Origin of the sequence: Streptomyces sp. NBC_01275 (assembly GCF_026340655.1) — a bacterium.
In the GTDB taxonomy this organism is placed as follows: Bacteria; Actinomycetota; Actinomycetes; order Streptomycetales; family Streptomycetaceae; genus Streptomyces.
Genome location: NZ_JAPEOZ010000001.1, coordinates 2,989,242 through 3,007,806, shown reverse-complemented (window position 1 = coordinate 3,007,806; position 18,565 = coordinate 2,989,242). Strand labels below are relative to the sequence as shown.

Sequence of the window (18,565 nt, the reverse complement as noted above, 5' to 3'; positions counted from 1 at the left end):
ACCTCTTGGAGAACTCCCCTATGTCCGTAGCCACCGTTGACGGCGTCGCACCATCCATCTGGGATGCCGCACACGACGTGGACGCCCGCCGCCCGCGCTCTCGTCAGACACAGCTCGGCGCATCCGACACCGTGTGCGGCCGACGCGCCGCCTACATCCTGCACGGCATCACACCGACCGATCACCCGGACAAGCGAGCGGCGATCCTCGGGACGTTCATCCATCACGGGCTGCTCGAGTCGGCGCGCACGGAGTACCGATGGTTGGTGGAGCGCAGCGTCCAGGATGACCTGATCCGGGGGCACGTCGACGTCGTACAGCTCGACGCGGCGACCGCCGCTCGCCTGCCCGCTCGTCACAGGCCAGCGATACCCGCCGACGTCCTCACCGTGGAGGACGTGAAGACCAAGTCCACCTATCTGTGGGACCGCGTTCTCCGCTACGGTGCCACGGCCGCCGAACTGCGGCAGGTCCAGCTGTACGCGGGCGCGCTGTTCGAGGTCGGGTTCGAGGACGTTCCCGGCCAGCGGTACCTGTCCCGCCTTGGGCCACTGGACATCGGTCGTATTCGCTTCCGGTTCATCAACCGGGACTCCGGCGCAGAGCACGTCCAGGAGATCGACTTCGACCCGCAGCGCGCGGCGGAGGCCCAGTGGTGGGTGGAACGTGTGCGCGAGACCGGCAACCCCGAGGAGATGCCCCGAGACTTCAACGGCCCTGGTCTGGACGCCATCTGCGACTACTGCCCGTTCCGCTCCCTGTGCTGGCCCGGGACAGCTCCCGGCGTGCCCGAGCAGACGGCGCTCATCCGCAACGACGCCGACCGCGAACAGGCGCTCATCGACTACGTGAACGGACACAAGCTCTTCAGCGAGGGCAAAAGGATCAAGGAGTTCGCACGCAAGAAGCTCGACCGATCCCCGGAGGGGATCTACGGCTCCAACAAGCTGTCCTGGGGCGGGGGCAACGACGAGGAGAAGGACGACGTGGAGGCGATGGTCGACCTGCATGAGGTCGCCGGAATCCCGGTCCCGATGACGCCGGACGTCAACCGCATGGTCAAGAACCTCAAGGACGCAGGACTGGCGATCCCCCGGCGGAAGACCGGTAAGAAGACGCCCGCGGTCATCAACATCGCGCCGGCCTGACCCGACTCCGATGAGTCTCAGCCCCGCCCGGGAGCGACCGGGCGGGGCACCCCGTCCTGCCGCCGTGCCTGTACCGCCCAAGGGGAACCGTGTCCATCCAACTGATGATCGCTGCGGCGTACTTGCCGCCTGACGTGCTCAGCCAGAGCCAGAAACTCGCCCTCATGAAGATCGCGGACAGCGCCGACGACGAGACGCGCCTCGCGCGCCCCGGCCTCACCCGCCTCGCAGCCTGGGTCGGCGTGACCGACAAGCGCGCCATCACCATCGTCACGGAGCTGATAGCCAAAGGGCTTGTCGAACGCGTGGAGACCGGCAAAGCGGGACGCGCGGCGGTCTACCGGGTCTTCCCGCTCGGGGTACCGCCCACGCCGACCACGCCGGAGCTCAAGGAGCGCCTGGAGGCCCGCAAAGCTGCCCCGAAGAACGCCAACAAGGCCCGCCCCGGAGTCACGCGTTCGGCCCCCGCCAAGCCTGCGATGACCTATCAGGACGTCGAAGACCGCGAGGCAGCTCGCCGAGAGAAGGCCGAATCGTCGCAGGTCGAGGCTGGGTTCCACGCGTGGAACCCGGGGGAGGGGCCAGGGTTCCACAAGGGGAACCCGGATGGGGAGGACGGCCGGGTTCCACCGGTGGAACCCGGTGAGTTTCATGGGGGGAACCCACTGGGTTCCAGCGATGGAACCCCTTCCTTTCCTGGTTCTTCCTCTGTCCTTCCTTCCCCCCCTACCCCCACGGCTGACGCCGCAGGGGAGCCCGCGTCCGCTCCACCAGACGGCTCCGCCCCGGAGCGCGGGGAGCCGCCAAGAGGCTGCACGAAGCACCGAGGACGCCCCGCCGCCTCCTGCCGTGGCTGCGGCACCAACCCGCGCGCAGGACGCCGGAGGGAGCAGGGGGAGGCCAAGGAGGAGGAACAGCGGGCGCACGGGCGTTTCTGGGACGACTGGTACGAGGACGCCGCCAGACGCCGACAACGGGTCGAGGAGCACCCGGAAGCGGCCGAAGATGCGCGCAAGGCCGCGCGTGAGGCCGTGCGGGCGCGCAAGAGCAGCAGCCAGCGAAAAACTTAGGCCCCCGAAAGAAAAATTCACCAGGAATATGGACACTCCTGGTAATGCATATAGAATAGAACCATGAAGAGGGGGGAGCCCCTCTCGATCGGAAGGACAGCATGAACTACCTACCCATCCTTCATCGCGGCCATAAAGGCGCGCTCACGCTCGACAGCAGTAGCGCCGCCCGCGAGCAGATCGGCTGCCTCGCAGACCTCTACCGCCAAGACCCCGAGGGTGTCGGTGACATGCTCATCAAGATCGCCGACCTGAAGGACCTGGCCGAGTGTGAGCGCAACCTCGGCGGGCTCGGGCTCGCCGAGCCGGTGCGCGACGAGATCGTCGGCGAACTCCTCGGCGACATCGGCGGCGCGGAAGTCCACCTCGACCACCGCGAGAACCACCAGGCGCTCATGCAGACCCGCGACCTCGCCCACCAGGCGCTGGACATCGCCGAGGTCGCGCATCAGCGCGCCGACGAGCTGGAAGTCCGGACCGCGCTCGCCCGACGGGCGCGAGAGGAGCGACGCAAGGCCCCCCGCCCCGTGTTCGTTACCCGTCTGCGGTGAGCGCGTCCAGGTGCATCAATTTAGATTGAGATAGATCCCAACTCTGTACTGTTGGCTGGCGCACGACCTTTTGGAGAAGGAACTGTGAGCAACGACCTGGCGCCGATGGCCCCGATGCCCGTGCACGACAACACCGACGACATGCTGTGGCGGACCCTGTGGAACGCGTACGAGCCCGTCATCACCGCACTGCGCCGCATCCCGCTCGTCACCGACGTCGAAATCTGCGGCGGGGAGTTCGGCATTCACGCCCAGCTCACTGACGGCTCGCACCTGTGGGTCGGCTCCCACGGCTCCCTGCCCATCGACCCGTCGGAGATGGAGGGCTTCCACGTCCGGCGCGCTCACCACGACAACCCGACCATCGACGAGCTGGTCTACGACTCCAGGGAAGGTGAGGAGCAGGCCGAGCACGGCAACAACGTCGTCCCCCTCATCAAGGCCATCGCGGCCTTCGTCGCCGAGCGACAACTCGCGCCTCGCGTCATCGAGATGGTTTCCGTCCGCCTTCAGGCCGTGACGGCGCAGCGCCAGCCGATGTCCAAGCTGCTCCATGGCCCCTTCGCCGACAACGACGCGGCCATCAAGGAGTACGGCAACGCTGCGCGCTTGCTGGCGGAAGAGGGCTGGACGTGCGTCCACGCACTGGGCGGTACGGACTGGCCGCTCACTGTGTGGGAGCTGAACGACGAGGTCGCCACCGTCTACCTCGCGCCCGTCGGGCAGGTGATCGTCTGATGGCGGGCACCGAAGCGATCCCGTCGAACTCGTCGGAAGGGGAGGGCAAGCGCCGCTGCGCCTGCATCATCGCCCACCCGCAGGACGACGACGAGCGAGCCCAGGTTCGAGTCGCGCTGGACAACGCACTCGCGACCAACGACGCCCACGCTGTGTTCGTCATCTGCATGCAGCTCCTGCCGCCCTGCCCGACTCGCTACGAGGTGGTGGCGCGGTGACCGTGACGTCCGCGTTGCTCGCTCTCGCCCTGGGCGTCGGTGCCGGCCTCGCCGCGCTCGTCGTCGAAGAACTCCGCTGGGAGGCCCGCAGGCGGGTCCTGCGCTGCATGACCTGCGGCGACGTCCACCACCGCCACGCCGCCCACCGCTGATCGCGCTGCCCGGCCCGACTCCGGGCCGGGCAGCCGCAGACCTCTTGGAGAACACCCCGTGGGAAATGACGTCTACATCCAGACCTCTGACGGCAAGAGAGCCGAAGGGGGCGGGAACTACTTCCGGTTCGCCTTCACCGCACTGCCGCGCACCCTCGACGCGATGAAGAACTTCGGGATGCTCGTCGAGCTGCCCGTCCCGTCATACCCGGAGTTGTCCGCCTACGGGCTGGCGGGCGTGGACCTCCGGCCCGGCGCCAAGTACGACGAGAGCACGGCGCACCGCCTCGCCGAATTTCGGACCGCCTACCAGGCTGTCAAGGACGCCTCCGAGACGGTGCCGACCGGCATACCCAGGTACAAGATCGATTCGAACGACGGCTTCCTCGTGACGGTCGCCGAGATCACCGCCGCCCTCGCCACCTATGACGCCCACCCGGGCGTGGCCATCGCAGAGATGCCCGTGGGTGATCCGACGTGGGGGATCTGGATCGCCTTCCTGCGCCACGCGCAGGCTCACGGCGGCCTCCGCACTCACTGATCTCGGCCGTTGCCCGGCCCCGCAATACGGGGCCGGGCGCGCAGGACCTCTTGGAGAACAACTACCCACATGGCCACCTGGATTGACCTTTTGTGTGGTGCTGGCGGCAGCAGCACTGGACTTGTCGAAGCCGGGCACGAGCTGTTGCTCGGCATCAACCACTGGCGGCTCGCGATCGAAACGCACGCCGCCAACCATCCCAACTGTGAGCACGCCGTCATGACGCTCAGCGACGGCTTCCCCATGCGCATGCTGCCCAAGGCCGACGCCCTGTGGGCATCCGTCATCTGCACCGAGATCAGCCCCGCGGGCGGCAAGCCCCGGGAAACCAACCAACTTGATCTCCTCGACCTGCTCGAAGAGGAACGCGACGAGTGGGAGTCCCTGACCAAGGACGCCTTCGAGGCGACCCGGGTAACCGCGTGGTGCGTGGTGCGAGCCGCTGAAGCGAAGCGGTTCAAGGCCATCGTCGTCGAGAACGTCGTCGAATTCGGCCTGGATTGGATTCTGTTCGCGACCTGGCTCCAAGCCATGGAGCTGCTCGGATACCAGTACCAGATCGTGTGCGTCAGCAGCGCCCACGTCGGCGACGAGGTCAACCTGCGCGCCCCGCAGTGGCGTGATCGGATGTACGTGGTCTTCACCCTCAAGACCATGCGCAAGCCCGACCTGGAGCCCAGGCCGCTCGCTCCCTGCGTCGACTGCGGTGAGGACGTGCACGCCGTCCAGTCGTGGACCAAGACCGATGGCCTGCGCATCGGGAAGTACCGGCGCGACTACATCTACCGCTGCCCCAACACCCGTTGCCGCCACGCCATGGTCGAGCCGTACGTTCGCCCGGCCAGCGACATCATCGACTTCAGCGACCTCGGGAAGCGGATTGGCGACCGCAAGAAGCCGCTCGCCGATACCACCATGGACCGAATCCGCGCAGGCCGCCGCAAGTTCCCCTGGCGCCCGTACTCGATCTCGCTAACCCACGGCAAGGACGGCGGGGACAGGGCGTACGCCGTCGAGGACCGGCCGATGCCCGTCCGGACGGTGAAGCAGGGCGATGCGCTTCTGGTGCCGACCGGCGGCTCGTGGAACACCGACGCCGTCCCCGTCGACGTGCCGATGCGTACTCGCACCACCCGCGAGAGCGAAGCCCTGCTGACGATGGACCCGTTCATCATCGAGTACCGCAACCACGCCACCGCCAGCCGCGCGAGCGACCCGCTCAGCGTCGTCACCGCCCAGGGCAACCACCACGGCCTTGTCACCCACGCCGGCACTGTGCCCGACCGAGTGCGGAACACCCTCGTCGTGCCGTACCGCAAGGCCGCGGTGAAGACGGCCGCCGAACCCGTCCACACCCTCTCCACCCGCGACTCGGCCGCTCTGGTGCAAAACGCCCCGGACATCAACGACTGCTACTTCCGGATGCTCAAGCCCCGCGAGCAGCTCGCTGGACAGCGGTTCCCTACGAAGTACGTCGTCTACGGCAACCAGGCCGAGCAGACCGCGCAGGCAGGCAACGCGGTCTCGGTCAACGTCGCCCGGTGGATCGGCCAGCGATTGGAGCCCGTCCTGTGACCGGATCACGAACCCTGATCGGCACCCACGTCACCTCTCACGCCCCGTGCTTCGGCGACGAGGACTTCGCCGTTGCCGACGACAGATGGAAGAACGGCATCGAACTGGTCGCCATCTGCGAACCCGTCCTCTACGTCTGCGGAGGCTGCCCCTATAGGGCCGCCTGCATCCGGCAAGTCGTCCCAGCCAAAAGCCTGTTCACCGGCATCTGCGGCGGTCGGATCTGGCTCAACGGCGTGATCATCCACGAGCTGCCGGACGTCGACCCCGCCGAGCTGCCAGTCCCGGTCATCCGCAAATCGTGCGGCACGGCCGCCGGATCGCGCGCCCACCGCCTGGCCGTAGAGCAGCAGTGCCCCCGGTGCCTTCCCCACTACCGCCCCGGACCGAACCCACTGGACGCGGAGGAGCAGGCCGCGCAGCAGCTTGAACTCCCCGACGCTCCCTGACCAACCGAGAGGAATCGCAGTGAAGCACCTGACCGCCATATGCACCGGCACGCCGGACGGCTACCGGATTCGAGTTCTGGACGAGGACCACGGTGCCTACTTGGTGCACCTCTTCTTCGACTGGGACAGCTTCCGCCCGGCCAGCGCCGGTCACCGGCTGATCGAGCACGGCTACATGATCCGACCCGACGCCCGAACCCCGGACGCGGTGAACGGCTGGAGAGAGGTCCCGGGCCAACCCGGAACCTGGTCTGTGCCGGTCATGCCGACGAACGGGGGCACCCCGGAGGCGCACCCGATGGAGATGCTGCTGGCAGCGACCGGTGAGGCAGTTCGCGCCGCCACTCCGGGGGCCGATCGATGACCAGCTCTGCCACCTACTCGTCCGACGGACTGCGCCACGATGTTGCCGACCCGGCGACATGGAGCGTCCGGATCTGCGCGGGGCGATGCGGCACGTGCATCTTCCGGCCGGGAAACCTGATGCACCTGGAAGAGGGGCGCGTGGCAGAGATGATCGCCAACGCCATCGCCGAGGAGGGGCACATCGTCTGCCACGCCACGCTCGGCACCGAGGCCCCCGCCATCTGCGCGGGCTTCGCCGCGCACCGGAACGGCCGTACCGCTTCCCTTGCCCTGCGCCTGGCCCGAGCCCGCGTCCTTCGTACCGTCTGGGTTCACGTCGACACCAGAAAGGTGGAGTCGTGACCAGCGTGCTCGCCCTGCTCGCCCTGCTCGCATGGGCAGCGGGAATCGTGGTCCTGGCGGACGCCTTCCGGAGGCTGCTCGCCCACGACCCGATCCTGAGACTGGTCTGCCAACTGCGGCCGGGCGCCGTCGCCTTGTACCTCGCGGTGGTCATCGTCGCGTGGCCGGCGGCGGTGGCGGCGAAGGCACTGTCGGATCTCGTCGACCGGGGCCGCAGGTGACCCATATCAAGCCCGGACGGATCTTCGCGGCCTGCGACCCGCGGGACAGCATCCGCATACGGATCGAGCAGTACAAGCCGGGGGACATGCGCGCCCTGGTCGCAGACGCCGCGACTGGCCGGAGGCGCCGCCTCATGCTGATCTCCGCCTTGCACGCGTCGGCCTTCACCAACGCCGGCGTGCCGCGTCGCAGCGGATACGCCCCCGATACAGCAGAGTTGGCAGCGCCCACAGCAGTTCCCCCGGTCGGTGTTCCGGGCGAGGAGGAACCAGACTGGTTCGAGGGGATGCCCGGTCGCCAGTTCAGGGTCGCGCTGCCACCCCGGCTGACGCTCCTGAACGCCAACCAGCGGCTCCACCACCACAAACGCGCGGAGATCACCAGGGTGCTGCGGCGCGCGGCCTGGGCCGCCTCGCGCGCAGTGCCACACCTGGAACGGGTCCACATCATCGGCGTCCTGCACCCCGAGGACAGACAGAGGAGAGACCCCGCCAACTGGTACCCCAGCTTCAAGGCGTGCATCGACGGGCTGGTGGACCAAGGCGTCCTGGACGACGACGACCACACGCGCGTCGTCGGCCCGGACATGCGCATGGGGCACGTGGTCGAGGGAGCGCGGCTCGTCCTCCACGTACGCGACCTCACCTCTGCGGACATGGCTGCTGGCCTGCGGAAATAAAGCCCCCGGTGATCAAGAAAATTCGCCGGAAATCTTTCCTCCCTCCCGAATGCATATAGAATAGAACCAGAAGAACGGGGAGCGACCCCCTTCTTGAACCGTCAGGAGAGACCGTGACAGACCCCTTCAGCCCCGAGGGCATCCGCCATCGCCTGAGCACCGAGCAGATCAGTCCCGCCCAAGCGGACCGGCTGGCCGAGGCAATCGCGGGTTCCCTCCGGCGGACCTGCAAGGAGTGGTTCCCCGGAACCGACTACGACAACTGGCGGCAGATGCTCCCCGAACCGCTGCTCGATGTCGTGATCCAACTCCTCACTTGGGATGGGGACGGTCAGATCGTGGCCGACCACATGCCCACGGCCGCAGCCGCCTGCATCTTCCTGGACCTGCAGAACTCCGCCATCCCCGTCGGCTGAGGGAGGAGGGCTTCTGTGAACCGCGAAGAGCAACTGAACAGTCGCCGTTGGAAGATCAGCTACACCTATCGCTGCACCTGCAACCCCCAGTGCTCCTGGACCAAGCTTCCCGGCCGTCACACGGGAGGGGCGGGGACCTTCCTGAACAACGGCGAGGAAGCCCTCGGTGCGGAGGCTGCCGCCGCGATCGTCGCCGATCAGTACCGACACGTGGACATCGCCGACATCCGCATGTGGCAGGAGAGCGCCGAGGAGCGCGACGCTCGCCTCGCGCTGCACCGCCGCCAGGAGGCAGACGAGAAGCGGGGCGTCCACTGGGCCATGGGCGGAGCCAACTAGCCCAACGATTTCGCCCGGCGGCCGGTGATCATCACATCCCGGCCGCTGGGCGACCCAACGCCAAGGAGGCACATGCAAGCGCAAGACCCCTGCCCGCTCGCGGACCGGCGGGTGTGTGAGGCCACTCGCAACCTCGCTCTCGCCGTACTGAGACGCATGGCCGTGACGGCAGTAGCGATCGAGCCGCGCATCAGGACTCTCGTCGCCACCCGCGACGACCCCGGGTATGCCCTGTGGCGTCTGCACGGCGATGACGGACGGCTCCTTCTCCGGTTCGACCTGCAAAAGCAGTCGGACCCGATCTGGGACAAGCTCACCGCTGATCTGTGCTTCCTCGCTCGGATCGCGGACCTGCGCACGCACCCGCCCGGCTACTACTACGTTCACCCGCTGGCCGACCCGCGTGACGTCGCGGTCCCTCTTCCTGCCAACCCTCGGGGCCTTCCCCCTCGCCGATTGGACTTCTCCAGTGATCGCCACGACACCCGCCCTGCTCGTCTCCCCGAATGGTGAAGTCGAAGAACTGTTGCTCGACTCGCGCCATGCCGACCAACTCCGCTGCATCGGCTTCTACGTCGAAGACCCTCGTGCACACCAACTCGGCCGCCGGGCGGTCGTCCACGCCGGACACGGCACCGAGTCGGTGAACGACGTCGCCCGGCAGGCGTGGATGAGCATCACCGGGGGAAGCCGGCCGCCCCTCCTGCGAGGCCCCGTCGTGATCACCGGTGCGACCAACCACGCCGGCGACCTCACGCCTCTGCCCGAACTCAGCGCCGAGGCAATCCAGCGTGCAGCGGGTCTGCTCTCCGGGGCGACGACCATCGGCTTCAAGGTGAGCGCGGTCCAGCACTGCGGCGGCCGGAACTACCAATGCGACTCTTACGCGATCAATCGGAACAAGAACACCGGCCGGTGGGCCTTCGCCGTCCTCGACGGAATCGGCGACAGGCTCGAAGTCCACCACTTCGCCCAAAGGTTCGCCCCCCTCATTGCCCGGGAGGCAGCCCGGCACGGCAGCCCCGCCCGCGCCCTCGCGGCGGCGCGAGTGCAGGCTCGCAACGAACTGCGGTGGGACTTCGACCCCCGCACCGACCCGAGCGCCGTCGCCGTCGTTGCCGTGGCCGACCATCGGTCGCCCCTCATCCACGTCGCCTGGTGCGGAGACGCGCGGGCCTACCGACTGGCCCCGATCGGCATATCCCAGCCCGTCACCCACGATCACAATTACGCCCAGGACCTGCGCAGCCGAGGGCGCACCCCCGGGCCGTACGACCGGAACTTCATCACCTCCTGCGTGATGAACGGCGACATCGGCGCGGCCACCATCGAGAGAGGTCACACACGCCGACTGCTGTTGTGCACCGACGGCGCGTACGCGCCGCTCGAAGAACGAGGTCAAGACGTCGGCGGCATCCTCGACCTCGCCGACGACGCGAAGGGCGCCGCCGCCCTGGTCGTCGACGACGCGATAGCCGCCAGCGCGGACGAGTTCCCCGACAACGCCACCGCGCTCGTCGTGGACATCGTTCAGGCCTGACCCTCCCCCTTGTCTGTCCGAGAAGTGGCCGCCCCCTACCTGGAATGCATATAGAAAAGAAGCATTCGGGGTGGCTCGCATCCCAACCGGAGGCACCCATGTCCGCCCGCCCCTCGATACCGACGCTCAACACACCCGAACACCACTTCGGCGCCATGTTCCTGATCCTCGTGACCCGCTCGCCGGACGACGAGACGCTGCGCGCTGCCCTGCGCCTCGCCGAAAACGCCGCCGTCGCCGCCTGGGCGCTGCGCCCGGAGGAGCTGATCACCCTCACCGTCGAGCAGTACCGGCAGCTCCTCGACTACACCGCCGCCTCCGAGGTCTTCGACCTGGCCCTGTTTCTAGGCGGCGACAGGAAGCAGATCCGAACCCTCATGGACTACATCGCCGGAGTCATGGCGGAGGTCCACGCGCGCTGCCCCTCCCCGAACCCCCAGCCATGACACGCCAGTTGGCCCCCGCAGTACCCCGAAGGAGAACCGTGACCAGTCCACCCGACCCGCAGTGGTGGGTCAACTACCACGAACCGACCCCCGCCGAGATGACCATCACCGCTGTCGAGCCCCCTCCCAGCGACGACGCCGCCCATGACAAACGGTGCGCCGAACTGGAGGCATCCGGTCAGCTCGCCTATGTCATCGCCGCGCCCGACCAAGACGCCGCCGCAGAGATCGCCGGCCGGATCTGGGCCGAAGGACTCGTCACCAACCCGGCCCGCCATGCCACCGCAGAGGCCTACCTCGCCGCCAACCAACGGCCCAACTAACCCCATTGGAGAATGACATGAACCCCGACATACTGAAGGACCTGTGCGCGAGCGTCGTGAGCCGCTTGAGCCTCCGCCCCACCACGGTCGAGGCCGCCCTACTGGTCATCCTTCACCATTTCAGCGGTGAATCCCACAACCCCGCCGTGGCCTACACCGGACTCACGCCCGATCAGTACGTCCTGCTGTCCCTCTCGACCCCCCGCTTCGAGGCCACCCTCGCGAGCGCCGCCCTCAAGGCCGAGGGCCGAGAAGCCGACGCCCGCCTGAACTGGGAGGCGTTCGTACAGCGGGAGCAGGAAACAGCCAGGCTTGCCCACGAGGCCATACCGAAGACGTCTCTCCTCGCCGACGCCGACGCTATCCACCGCATCGGTCGTCAGCTCGGCCTCTGCGCTGAATGCACGGACCAGCTCATCTCCGGCGTCGTGCTCACCCTGGCTCTTGGATACCCCTACCGCCTCGCTGATCAACGTCACCTCAGCCTCACGGACCTGCTCGCCCAGGTCACCACCGAGGAACTGACCGAGCTGTTGCGGCACGCCGCGCACTCGGCGACGGGTCGCACGGAAGAGGCCGCCGCCACGCTCCGGCGCATGCAGCGCGCAGCGCGCTGACCTTCATCCCGTGGCGGCCCGCGGGCCGCCACGGGCCGCCACGATCGATCTAGGAGACCGCATGAGCCAACTCGACCTGTTCGCCGACGCCGGCGAGCCCGAAGAACAGCCCGCCCCAGCCGTCCCCGCGACACCGCCCCGCAGATTCCTCACCGATCTGCTGCCAGCGCCCCAACCCGTCACGATCGCCACTCAGCCCCGCCCCGCGCTCGCCGCGGTCAAGCGCACGGGCCACTACCGCCCGTCACAGAGGAACCCGCACGCCCACGCCTTCGACCTGGCGGAAGGCGTCAGCTACGCCTGGCATCAGGCGTACGGGGGGAGCAGCATCGAAATCCCCATCGGCACGGTCGCCGCGCTCGCCCTGTGGCCCCTACGCGGTCCGGACGCGTACCTTGCCGCCGACTGGTGGCTCGGCCTCGACGACACCGAGCTGCTGGCCGCTTTCCGCGAGTGCTGGGCCCGCTGGTGGATCATGCGCCCTGACCTCATCGACCGGGCCACGCCCTTGCACAAGTGGGTCGACGACGAGAAGCCCGACGCTCGGCGAGCCGCTGCCGTACGAGCCGTCGTCGAGGCCGCGCTCACCAACGGGCTCCTGCACCTGACCACAAGCGATGACCCCGATCTCCGCTCCACCACCGACGTGATCGGAACCCTGCTTGCCGTCATGCGCTCCGAGGGTGCTCACGATGCACTCGCGGAGATACACACGCCGCCGGATGTCGCCTACCTGATGGCCAGAATGATGCTCGACGACATGCCGCTTGAGCCCGGCGTGAAGTTCGACGAGCCCGCGGGCGGGACCGGCGGCATGTATCGCGCCGCCGCACAGGTCATGCGCGAACGCGGCATCGACCCGCACCAGTTCGGATGGTCGCTGACGGACATCGACCCCCTCGCGGCGGCGGGCGCTGCCGTCAACGCGATCCTCTGGGACCTTGGCCCGCACGTGCTCATCGGGTGCGGAGACACCCTGCACGAGGGCAACGTGCAGGCGAGGGCTGCTCGGGAAGCGCGCGAGTCTCTGGAACGGCGCGATCGGCTTCACTCGCAGGCCGCCTTCCTCGCGGCCATCCAGAAGGTCGAAGCTCTGATACGCGACGTAGCGGCCTGAACTGCGGAAACTCTTCGAAATCTCTCTTAGGAGATCTTGAACCCTCCTTGAATGCATATAGAATAGAACCATCAGGGGAGTCATGGAAGAGCCACCGTTCACCTTCCCGTACTGCCGCAGCCGCGACGTCCGGTGCCAGATACAGGGCTGCGGCGCTTGCGCCTGCGACCACTGCTTCGACTGCGGAGCCTGCCCTACCGAGGCATGCGACCACGACGCCTAACAGGCGACCAGCAACGGCCCCGTCATTCGACGGGGCCAACCGGCGGCCCGCCACGACTTCCACAACACATCACGACTGGAGCGCAGATGACCTACAAGAAGGGCGACCGCATCGCCCTCGTGCACACCACCGACTCGCACACCGAACTCAAACCCGGCGACGAAGGCACCGTCCACCGGTTCGACGCCAGCCTCTCCATCCTCTCCGTGGACTGGGACAGCGGTTCCACCCTTTCGATGCTCCTCGACGACGGCGACGAAGTGCGCCCCGCCTAGCCCCACCGGGCCCGCCCCACAGGGGCGGGCCCGCCGCTTCACCCGCAGACCTCTTGGAGAACCACACATGCTCATCACCGACGCCGCAGTCCGAGAAGCCGCGGCCAACCTCGCCCAAAACCTCGGCGGAGACTGGGCGATCGACGCCGAAGCGCCCGCCGACGGCGCGGCCCACCTCATCTACAGCGACGGACGAGGCATCAGCTTCCGCCCCATCTTCGGCGGAACCACCGTCCAACTCTGGATCACCGGCAACGCCACGCCCGCGTTCCCCGAAGGTGCCACCGTCGCCGAACAAGCCACCTGCGAGGCCCAGTTCGCCCTGCGCCTCCCCGAAGGGCACCGTTACAACAAGTCGACCACCCTCGTCACCGAAACCGACGAAGACCCGGAACTCATCATCCTGCGCACCCTCGAAGACGACCTCCTCCCCGCCTTCGACTACAAACCCCGCTACGTCGGCCACCGGCCGTGGATAGACCTGTTCGACAGCGCACTCTCACAAGTGATGGGTGAAGCCCCGCCGGCCACGGGCACCTCGCTGCGCGACAGTGGCCCGGAAGCACACACGACGCCGCACGACGTCGGTCGGGAAGCCGAGCCCGCCATCGACACCGAAACTGGCCCTGCAGCCGACAGCGACCTGGCGATCGAGCACGATCCAACCCCAGTGCCTGGCAGCGATCAGCAGCCCGAAAGCCCCGCCGTTGACGAGGCCCAGGAGGGAGGCCCGGCACCCGCCGAAGAACTCGAACCCGCAGTCACGCGGCCTCCGAGTGTCGAGCCCGAACCCGACTCAGCTCCGGAGGCGAGTCCCGCCGACGAGAACAGCGGTGAAGCGGACGATCAGCCCACGGACGAGACCAGCCCCAGCACGAAGCGGCGCCCTCGCACTAGGAAGCGCCGGCCGAAGGCCAGCTCCACCTGACCACGTACGACTCGACCAGGGAGCGCGGCCTGCGCCGTGCTCCCTCCGGAGCGCCATGAGTAACGACACCGGAGCCATCGCCCGCCAATGCCACTACACCACCCTCCGAAACGCGGACAGGGAAGTCCTCCGCCGGACCTGGTCCATCGGATTCGCGGACCCCGGTTTCACCACCCAAGTCGGAACCCCCTACAGCCCAGAGCCCACTACATGGCAACATCAGTCGTCACACGTGCGTCCCTGCTGATGTGGGCGTGTCCTCCGTCGGCGGGGACCATGCCGTGTACTACAGCGGCAAGGTCCCCGAGGTTGGAACACCCCCGCGTCGGCGGGGACCACCGGAACAGCAGCTGGAATTCGGCGTCGAGTTTCGGAACACCCCCGCGTCGGCGGGGACCACGCGCAGGATGGCAGTGTCGAGCAGGCCGTCGACGGAACACCCCCGCGTCGGCAGGGACCACGAGTTGAGCAGGTCGAACAGCCGCACCCCGTACGGAACACCCCCGCGTCGGCAGGGACCACGATGTCGAAAGGCAGTTCGCTCCGCCACTCCTCGGAACACCCCCGCGTCGGCAGGGACCACCTGTGCATCGTCGGCGTGCTGCTGCTGATCGGCGGAACACCCCCGCGTCGGCAGGGACCACGCCGCACCGTCGACCGAGCCAGCCGCGCGCCGCGGAACACCCCCGCGTCGGCAGGGACCACGCGGTCGCCGTCGCCGCATCGGACGGACCGGACGGAACACCCCCGCGTCGGCAGGGACCACGACATGATCCTCGCCGGAACAAAAGGCAAGGGCGGAACACCCCCGCGTCGGCAGGGACCACGCAGCGCCGAACGACGCCGCCGTCGGGCTTGTCGGAACACCCCCGCGTCGGCAGGGACCACCTCGGCGCGGTGCCGTACCGCTCCTCGTACGCTGGAACACCCCCGCGTCGGCAGGGACCACGAGTGGCAGCCGGGCAAGGTCGACCCCCGCGGCGGAACACCCCCGCGTCGGCAGGGACCACGCGCAACCCCTGCCGGGCAAGCCATCCACCTGCGGAACACCCCCGCGTCGGCAGGGACCACGGGCTCGGGCGGCATGAGGGCGTCGAGGGCGGCGGAACACCCCCGCGTCGGCAGGGACCACTCCTGGAGCCGGGGCTGGGGCCACGACGGCGACGGAACACCCCCGCGTCGGCAGGGACCACACTTCCTGACCTGGCCTTCAATGGTTGCTTTGCCGTTCCTTTGCGGAAGATTCCCGCACCAGGACGTCCTTCCTCGGCTTCGAAGTGGGGCTGAAGCGATCTCTGCCCGGCGGATGTCAGTGGCCTGTGGTTGGGTCAACCGGTCGTGGGTGCGGTTGATGCAGGGGAGGAGCCTACCGTCATGGCAGCGCCGTTTGAGGGAGTGGATGAGTCGGCCTGGGGGAAGTCGCGGGGGCTCGATCCGTTGCTTCCGCCGTATCCGCTGGTGCGGCATCTTCTGGATGCGGCTGCGATGACGCTGTGCTTGTGGGATCGGTACCTCTCGGAGTCGCAGCGGCGTTGTATTGCCAAGGGGTTGGGCTTCGCGAGGGATCTCGGGCGGGCTCGTGCGGTGACGGCGCTCTGCGCCGGTCTGCATGATCTGGGGAAGCTGTCGGGCTTTCAGATGTGTGATGTTCGTGCCCGTGAGGGTTTGAGTGAGGCTCTGCGTCGGGATCCTGGACGTATCGGGGTGGAGCGGATGCCGCACGAGGTGGCGGGGATGCACGCTGCTGCGTCGGTTCTGGCCGTTCTGGGGTTCCGGGAGGACGGGGGGTCCGTCAACGGGGCGATGCGCCGGGTGGCGGAGATCATCGGTGGACATCACGGGCGGTTCCATGAGGCGGTGGACTTCCACCCGGCCCATATGGACTTGCTGGGTGGGCCGACGTGGGAGAGACAGCGGGAGGCCCACGCCCGTGTCGTGTTCGGTGTGCTGGGCGCGCCGGCGCCGCCGGAGTCGGTGGAGGGCGCGGCGGCGGTGCTGGTGACCGGTGTGGTGATTCTGGCGGACTGGCTGGTGAGCCAGGAGGAGTATCTGCGCCGTCGGCAGCGTCGGCTGGACGGCTCCTTGGCCGTGCACTTCGAGCAGTCGTGCGCGGACGCCGAGGGGCTGCTGCGCGGGGCGGGTCTGCTGCCGGTGGAGTTGGCGCGCAAAGGCTTCGCCGAGGCGTACGGCATCGACGGGGAGCCGAATCCGTTGCAGCGGTCGGTGGCTGAGGAACTCGCCGCCGCTGTCGCGGGGAGGGGGCCGGCGGGCTCGGGCGGGCCGAGCGGGGGGATTCTGCTGGTGACGGCGGCTCCGGGGGACGGCAAGAGCGAGACTGCGCTCGAGGGCGAGCGGGTGCTGGCGGAGCGGTTCGGCACGCGCGGGTTCGCCTTTCTGCTGCCGACGATGGCGACCAGCGACCAGATGTACGCGCGGGTGGCCGGCGTGGTGGCCCGGCAGGCGGGCGACGGGGCCGGGCTGACGCTCACGCACAGCATGGCCTGGCTGAACAGCGCCTACGCCGAAGACGCGGCCGACGTCGGCGGGTTGCGGGTGGTGACGTGCGAGGGGGAGGAGAACGGTGCGGGCGGGGTGGGGCGCAGGGAGGCGGACATGCGGCCGGTGCGCTGGCTGCGGGGTGCGAAACGGCCGCTGCTGGCTCAGTTCGCGGTGGGGACGGTGGATCAGGCGCTGATGGCGGTCCTGCCGGTGCGGCACAACGCGCTGCGGCTGCTGGCGTTGTCCGGGAAGACGTTCATTCTGGACGAGGCGCATGCCTACGACCCGTACATGCAGGTGCTGCTGGGCCGGCTGCTGAACTGGCTGGGCCGGTACGGGGTTCCAGTGGTGCTGCTGTCGGCGACCTTGCCGGCCTCGGTGAGCGACCGGCTGATCAAGGAGTACCTCAGGGGCGCGGGGCACACCAGGTCGCAGCTCAAGGGGCGGACCTTTGCTGCGCCGTATCCGGGCTGGCTGTATGTGGATGCGGCGGACGCGACGACCGCGCAGATCTCCCAGGCACGGCAGGAGGAGCAGGCCGGGGCACGGAGCATGAAGCTCGCGGTGCAGGTGGAGGCGGTGGTGCACGGCGCGGGCGGCGGCGAGCGCGATCGGCTCGCGGTGATCGAGCGGCTGCTTCAGCCGGTGATCGCAGACGAGGGCGGCTGCGCCCTGGTGGTGTGCAACACCGTCGCCGAGGCCCAGGGAACCTACGCGCACCTGCGCAGGCTGCTGCAAGAGCGCCGGGAGGCGGGCGGCGGCGATGAGGTGCAGCTGCTGCACGCGCGGTTCCCCGCCGAGGAGCGCGAGAGGCGGAGCGCGGTCGTCACGGACGGGCTGGGGCGCTCGGGGCCGCGCCCGCAGCGGCGGATCGTGGTGGCCACCCAGGTCGTCGAGCAGTCGCTCGATCTGGACGCGGACGTCGTCATCAGCGACCTGGCCCCGCTGGCGTTGCTCCTGCAGCGGGCGGGCCGGTGCTTCAGGCACGAGACGTGGTGGGCGCAGCACGGCCGGCCGCAGGGCCGACCGCGGCCGGCCTGGGCGACGGGTGCCCGGCTGGTGGTGCTGGATCCGTTGGCCGGCGGCCGGGCGGTTCCGGCGCAGTGGGGGGAGGTCTACGCGCCGTTTCTGCTGTCCGCCACCTCCGACGTCCTGGCCCGACAGGGCGGGCAGCCCATTGAAATCCCGGAGGGGGTGCAGGCTCTGGTCGAGGAGGTGCACGGCGACCGGGCGGACTGCTTTGCGTGGGACGACCCGGCCAAGTCATCCGCCTACACCGCCTACCGGGGCAAGGAACTTGCCGAACGCAGCGTCGGGGAAGTCCTCGTCGTCCCCCGGGCGGGCAGCGTGCCCGGGCTTCATGCCATGCATCACCTGACGGGCGCGGAGGATGAATGGGAGGCCGCGACACGGCTCGGCGCCGACGCCGTTCGCCTGCTGTGCGTCTACGTCCACGCCGACGGCGCCGTCACCCTGGACGAGGACGGCTCCCGTCCCCTGCCGGGAGCCGACGGCGGCACTCTCACGCCTGCCGACGTACGCGCCGTCATGGCACGCACCATCCCCGTCAACGCCGACTGGTTCAAAGGGGAGCTGGACCGCCACAGGGTCCCGGACCAGTGGAGTGAACACCCCCTGCTCGGTGATCTGGTGATGCTGCGCCAGCCGCTGTCCCGCGGACGGGTGCAGCCTGTGGCCGTGGGGGGCAAGAGCCTCTACCTGGACCCGGAGTTGGGCCTGGTTCGATGAGCCGGAGAGTCCGGCGCATCGAACTGGTCACCCCCGCGTCGG

24 protein-coding genes and 1 CRISPR repeat array are annotated in these 18,565 nt (G+C 68.6%); all 24 genes read left to right on the top strand.

The window, feature by feature from the left end:
- Positions 1-20: 20 nt before the first annotated feature.
- Positions 21-1,148, top strand: a complete 1,128-nt coding sequence (locus OG562_RS13100; protein WP_266396880.1) for a PD-(D/E)XK nuclease family protein — start codon at positions 21-23, stop codon at positions 1,146-1,148.
- 89 nt (positions 1,149-1,237) lie between these two features.
- Entirely contained in the window at positions 1,238-2,218 is a 981-nt protein-coding gene (locus OG562_RS13095) for a helix-turn-helix domain-containing protein (protein ID WP_266396879.1), read from the top strand.
- 101 nt (positions 2,219-2,319) lie between these two features.
- Entirely contained in the window at positions 2,320-2,769 is a 450-nt protein-coding gene (locus OG562_RS13090) for a hypothetical protein (protein WP_266396877.1), read from the top strand.
- Between the two features lie 84 nt (positions 2,770-2,853).
- Positions 2,854-3,507: a hypothetical protein gene (locus OG562_RS13085; RefSeq protein ID WP_266396874.1), complete on the top strand. Its 654-nt coding sequence runs from the start codon at positions 2,854-2,856 to the stop codon at positions 3,505-3,507.
- Complete coding sequence (locus tag OG562_RS13080; RefSeq protein ID WP_266396872.1) at positions 3,507-3,725, top strand: hypothetical protein; 219 nt, start codon at positions 3,507-3,509, stop codon at positions 3,723-3,725. Before OG562_RS13085 ends, OG562_RS13080 begins: the two co-directional genes overlap by 1 nt.
- Entirely contained in the window at positions 3,722-3,877 is a 156-nt protein-coding gene (locus OG562_RS13075; protein ID WP_266396870.1) for a hypothetical protein, read from the top strand. Before OG562_RS13080 ends, OG562_RS13075 begins: the two co-directional genes overlap by 4 nt.
- 58 nt (positions 3,878-3,935) lie before the next feature.
- Positions 3,936-4,418 carry a hypothetical protein gene (locus OG562_RS13070; RefSeq protein ID WP_266396869.1) on the top strand — a complete coding sequence of 161 codons (483 nt, stop codon included), beginning with the start codon at positions 3,936-3,938 and terminating at the stop codon, positions 4,416-4,418.
- 69 nt (positions 4,419-4,487) lie between these two features.
- A complete protein-coding gene (locus OG562_RS13065; protein WP_266396866.1) occupies positions 4,488-5,993 on the top strand; it encodes a DNA cytosine methyltransferase in 1,506 nt (501 codons plus the stop codon).
- On the top strand, positions 5,990-6,442 hold the full coding sequence (locus tag OG562_RS13060) for a hypothetical protein (protein WP_266396863.1): 453 nt from the start codon (positions 5,990-5,992) through the stop codon (positions 6,440-6,442). The genes OG562_RS13065 and OG562_RS13060 overlap by 4 nt, the downstream gene beginning before the upstream one ends.
- Positions 6,443-6,461: 19 nt before the next feature.
- Positions 6,462-6,806, top strand: a complete 345-nt coding sequence (locus OG562_RS13055) for a hypothetical protein (RefSeq protein WP_266396860.1) — start codon at positions 6,462-6,464, stop codon at positions 6,804-6,806.
- A gap of 140 nt (positions 6,807-6,946) precedes the next feature.
- Positions 6,947-7,150, top strand: coding sequence for a hypothetical protein (locus OG562_RS13050; RefSeq protein WP_266396858.1), 204 nt, complete (start codon positions 6,947-6,949; stop codon positions 7,148-7,150).
- The gene (locus OG562_RS13045) at positions 7,147-7,371 is read left to right on the top strand and encodes a hypothetical protein (RefSeq protein WP_266396857.1); all 225 of its coding nucleotides are present in this window, start codon (positions 7,147-7,149) and stop codon (positions 7,369-7,371) included. Before OG562_RS13050 ends, OG562_RS13045 begins: the two co-directional genes overlap by 4 nt.
- A complete protein-coding gene (locus tag OG562_RS13040; RefSeq protein WP_266396855.1) occupies positions 7,368-8,051 on the top strand; it encodes a hypothetical protein in 684 nt (227 codons plus the stop codon). Before OG562_RS13045 ends, OG562_RS13040 begins: the two co-directional genes overlap by 4 nt.
- Before the next feature lie 113 nt (positions 8,052-8,164).
- The gene (locus tag OG562_RS13035; RefSeq protein ID WP_266396852.1) at positions 8,165-8,467 is read left to right on the top strand and encodes a hypothetical protein; all 303 of its coding nucleotides are present in this window, start codon (positions 8,165-8,167) and stop codon (positions 8,465-8,467) included.
- 15 nt (positions 8,468-8,482) lie between these two features.
- Positions 8,483-8,806, top strand: a complete 324-nt coding sequence (locus OG562_RS13030; RefSeq protein WP_266396850.1) for a hypothetical protein — start codon at positions 8,483-8,485, stop codon at positions 8,804-8,806.
- Between the two features lie 156 nt (positions 8,807-8,962).
- Positions 8,963-9,319, top strand: a complete 357-nt coding sequence (locus OG562_RS13025; RefSeq protein ID WP_266396848.1) for a hypothetical protein — start codon at positions 8,963-8,965, stop codon at positions 9,317-9,319.
- Positions 9,276-10,346 (top strand): PP2C family serine/threonine-protein phosphatase, encoded by a 1,071-nt coding sequence (locus OG562_RS13020; RefSeq protein WP_266396846.1) that lies wholly within the window; start codon positions 9,276-9,278, stop codon positions 10,344-10,346. Before OG562_RS13025 ends, OG562_RS13020 begins: the two co-directional genes overlap by 44 nt.
- Before the next feature lie 98 nt (positions 10,347-10,444).
- Positions 10,445-10,792 carry a hypothetical protein gene (locus OG562_RS13015; protein WP_266396843.1) on the top strand — a complete coding sequence of 116 codons (348 nt, stop codon included), beginning with the start codon at positions 10,445-10,447 and terminating at the stop codon, positions 10,790-10,792.
- Positions 10,793-10,830: 38 nt separating this feature from the next.
- Positions 10,831-11,115, top strand: a complete 285-nt coding sequence (locus OG562_RS13010; protein WP_266396841.1) for a hypothetical protein — start codon at positions 10,831-10,833, stop codon at positions 11,113-11,115.
- Positions 11,116-11,132: 17 nt separating this feature from the next.
- Entirely contained in the window at positions 11,133-11,732 is a 600-nt protein-coding gene (locus OG562_RS13005; protein ID WP_266396838.1) for a hypothetical protein, read from the top strand.
- A 61-nt stretch (positions 11,733-11,793) separates the two neighbouring features.
- Positions 11,794-12,849, top strand: coding sequence for a hypothetical protein (locus OG562_RS13000; protein ID WP_266396835.1), 1,056 nt, complete (start codon positions 11,794-11,796; stop codon positions 12,847-12,849).
- A 309-nt stretch (positions 12,850-13,158) separates the two neighbouring features.
- Complete coding sequence (locus tag OG562_RS12995; RefSeq protein ID WP_266396833.1) at positions 13,159-13,347, top strand: DUF4314 domain-containing protein; 189 nt, start codon at positions 13,159-13,161, stop codon at positions 13,345-13,347.
- 67 nt (positions 13,348-13,414) lie between these two features.
- Complete coding sequence (locus OG562_RS12990) at positions 13,415-14,275, top strand: hypothetical protein (RefSeq protein WP_266396831.1); 861 nt, start codon at positions 13,415-13,417, stop codon at positions 14,273-14,275.
- A 310-nt stretch (positions 14,276-14,585) separates the two neighbouring features.
- Positions 14,586-15,468: a CRISPR direct-repeat array (repeat unit 29 nt; unit sequence CGGAACACCCCCGCGTCGGCAGGGACCAC).
- Positions 15,469-15,649: 181 nt separating this feature from the next.
- Positions 15,650-18,523: a CRISPR-associated helicase Cas3' gene (gene cas3 / locus OG562_RS12985; RefSeq protein ID WP_266409248.1), complete on the top strand. Its 2,874-nt coding sequence runs from the start codon at positions 15,650-15,652 to the stop codon at positions 18,521-18,523.
- Positions 18,524-18,565 lie beyond the last annotated feature (42 nt).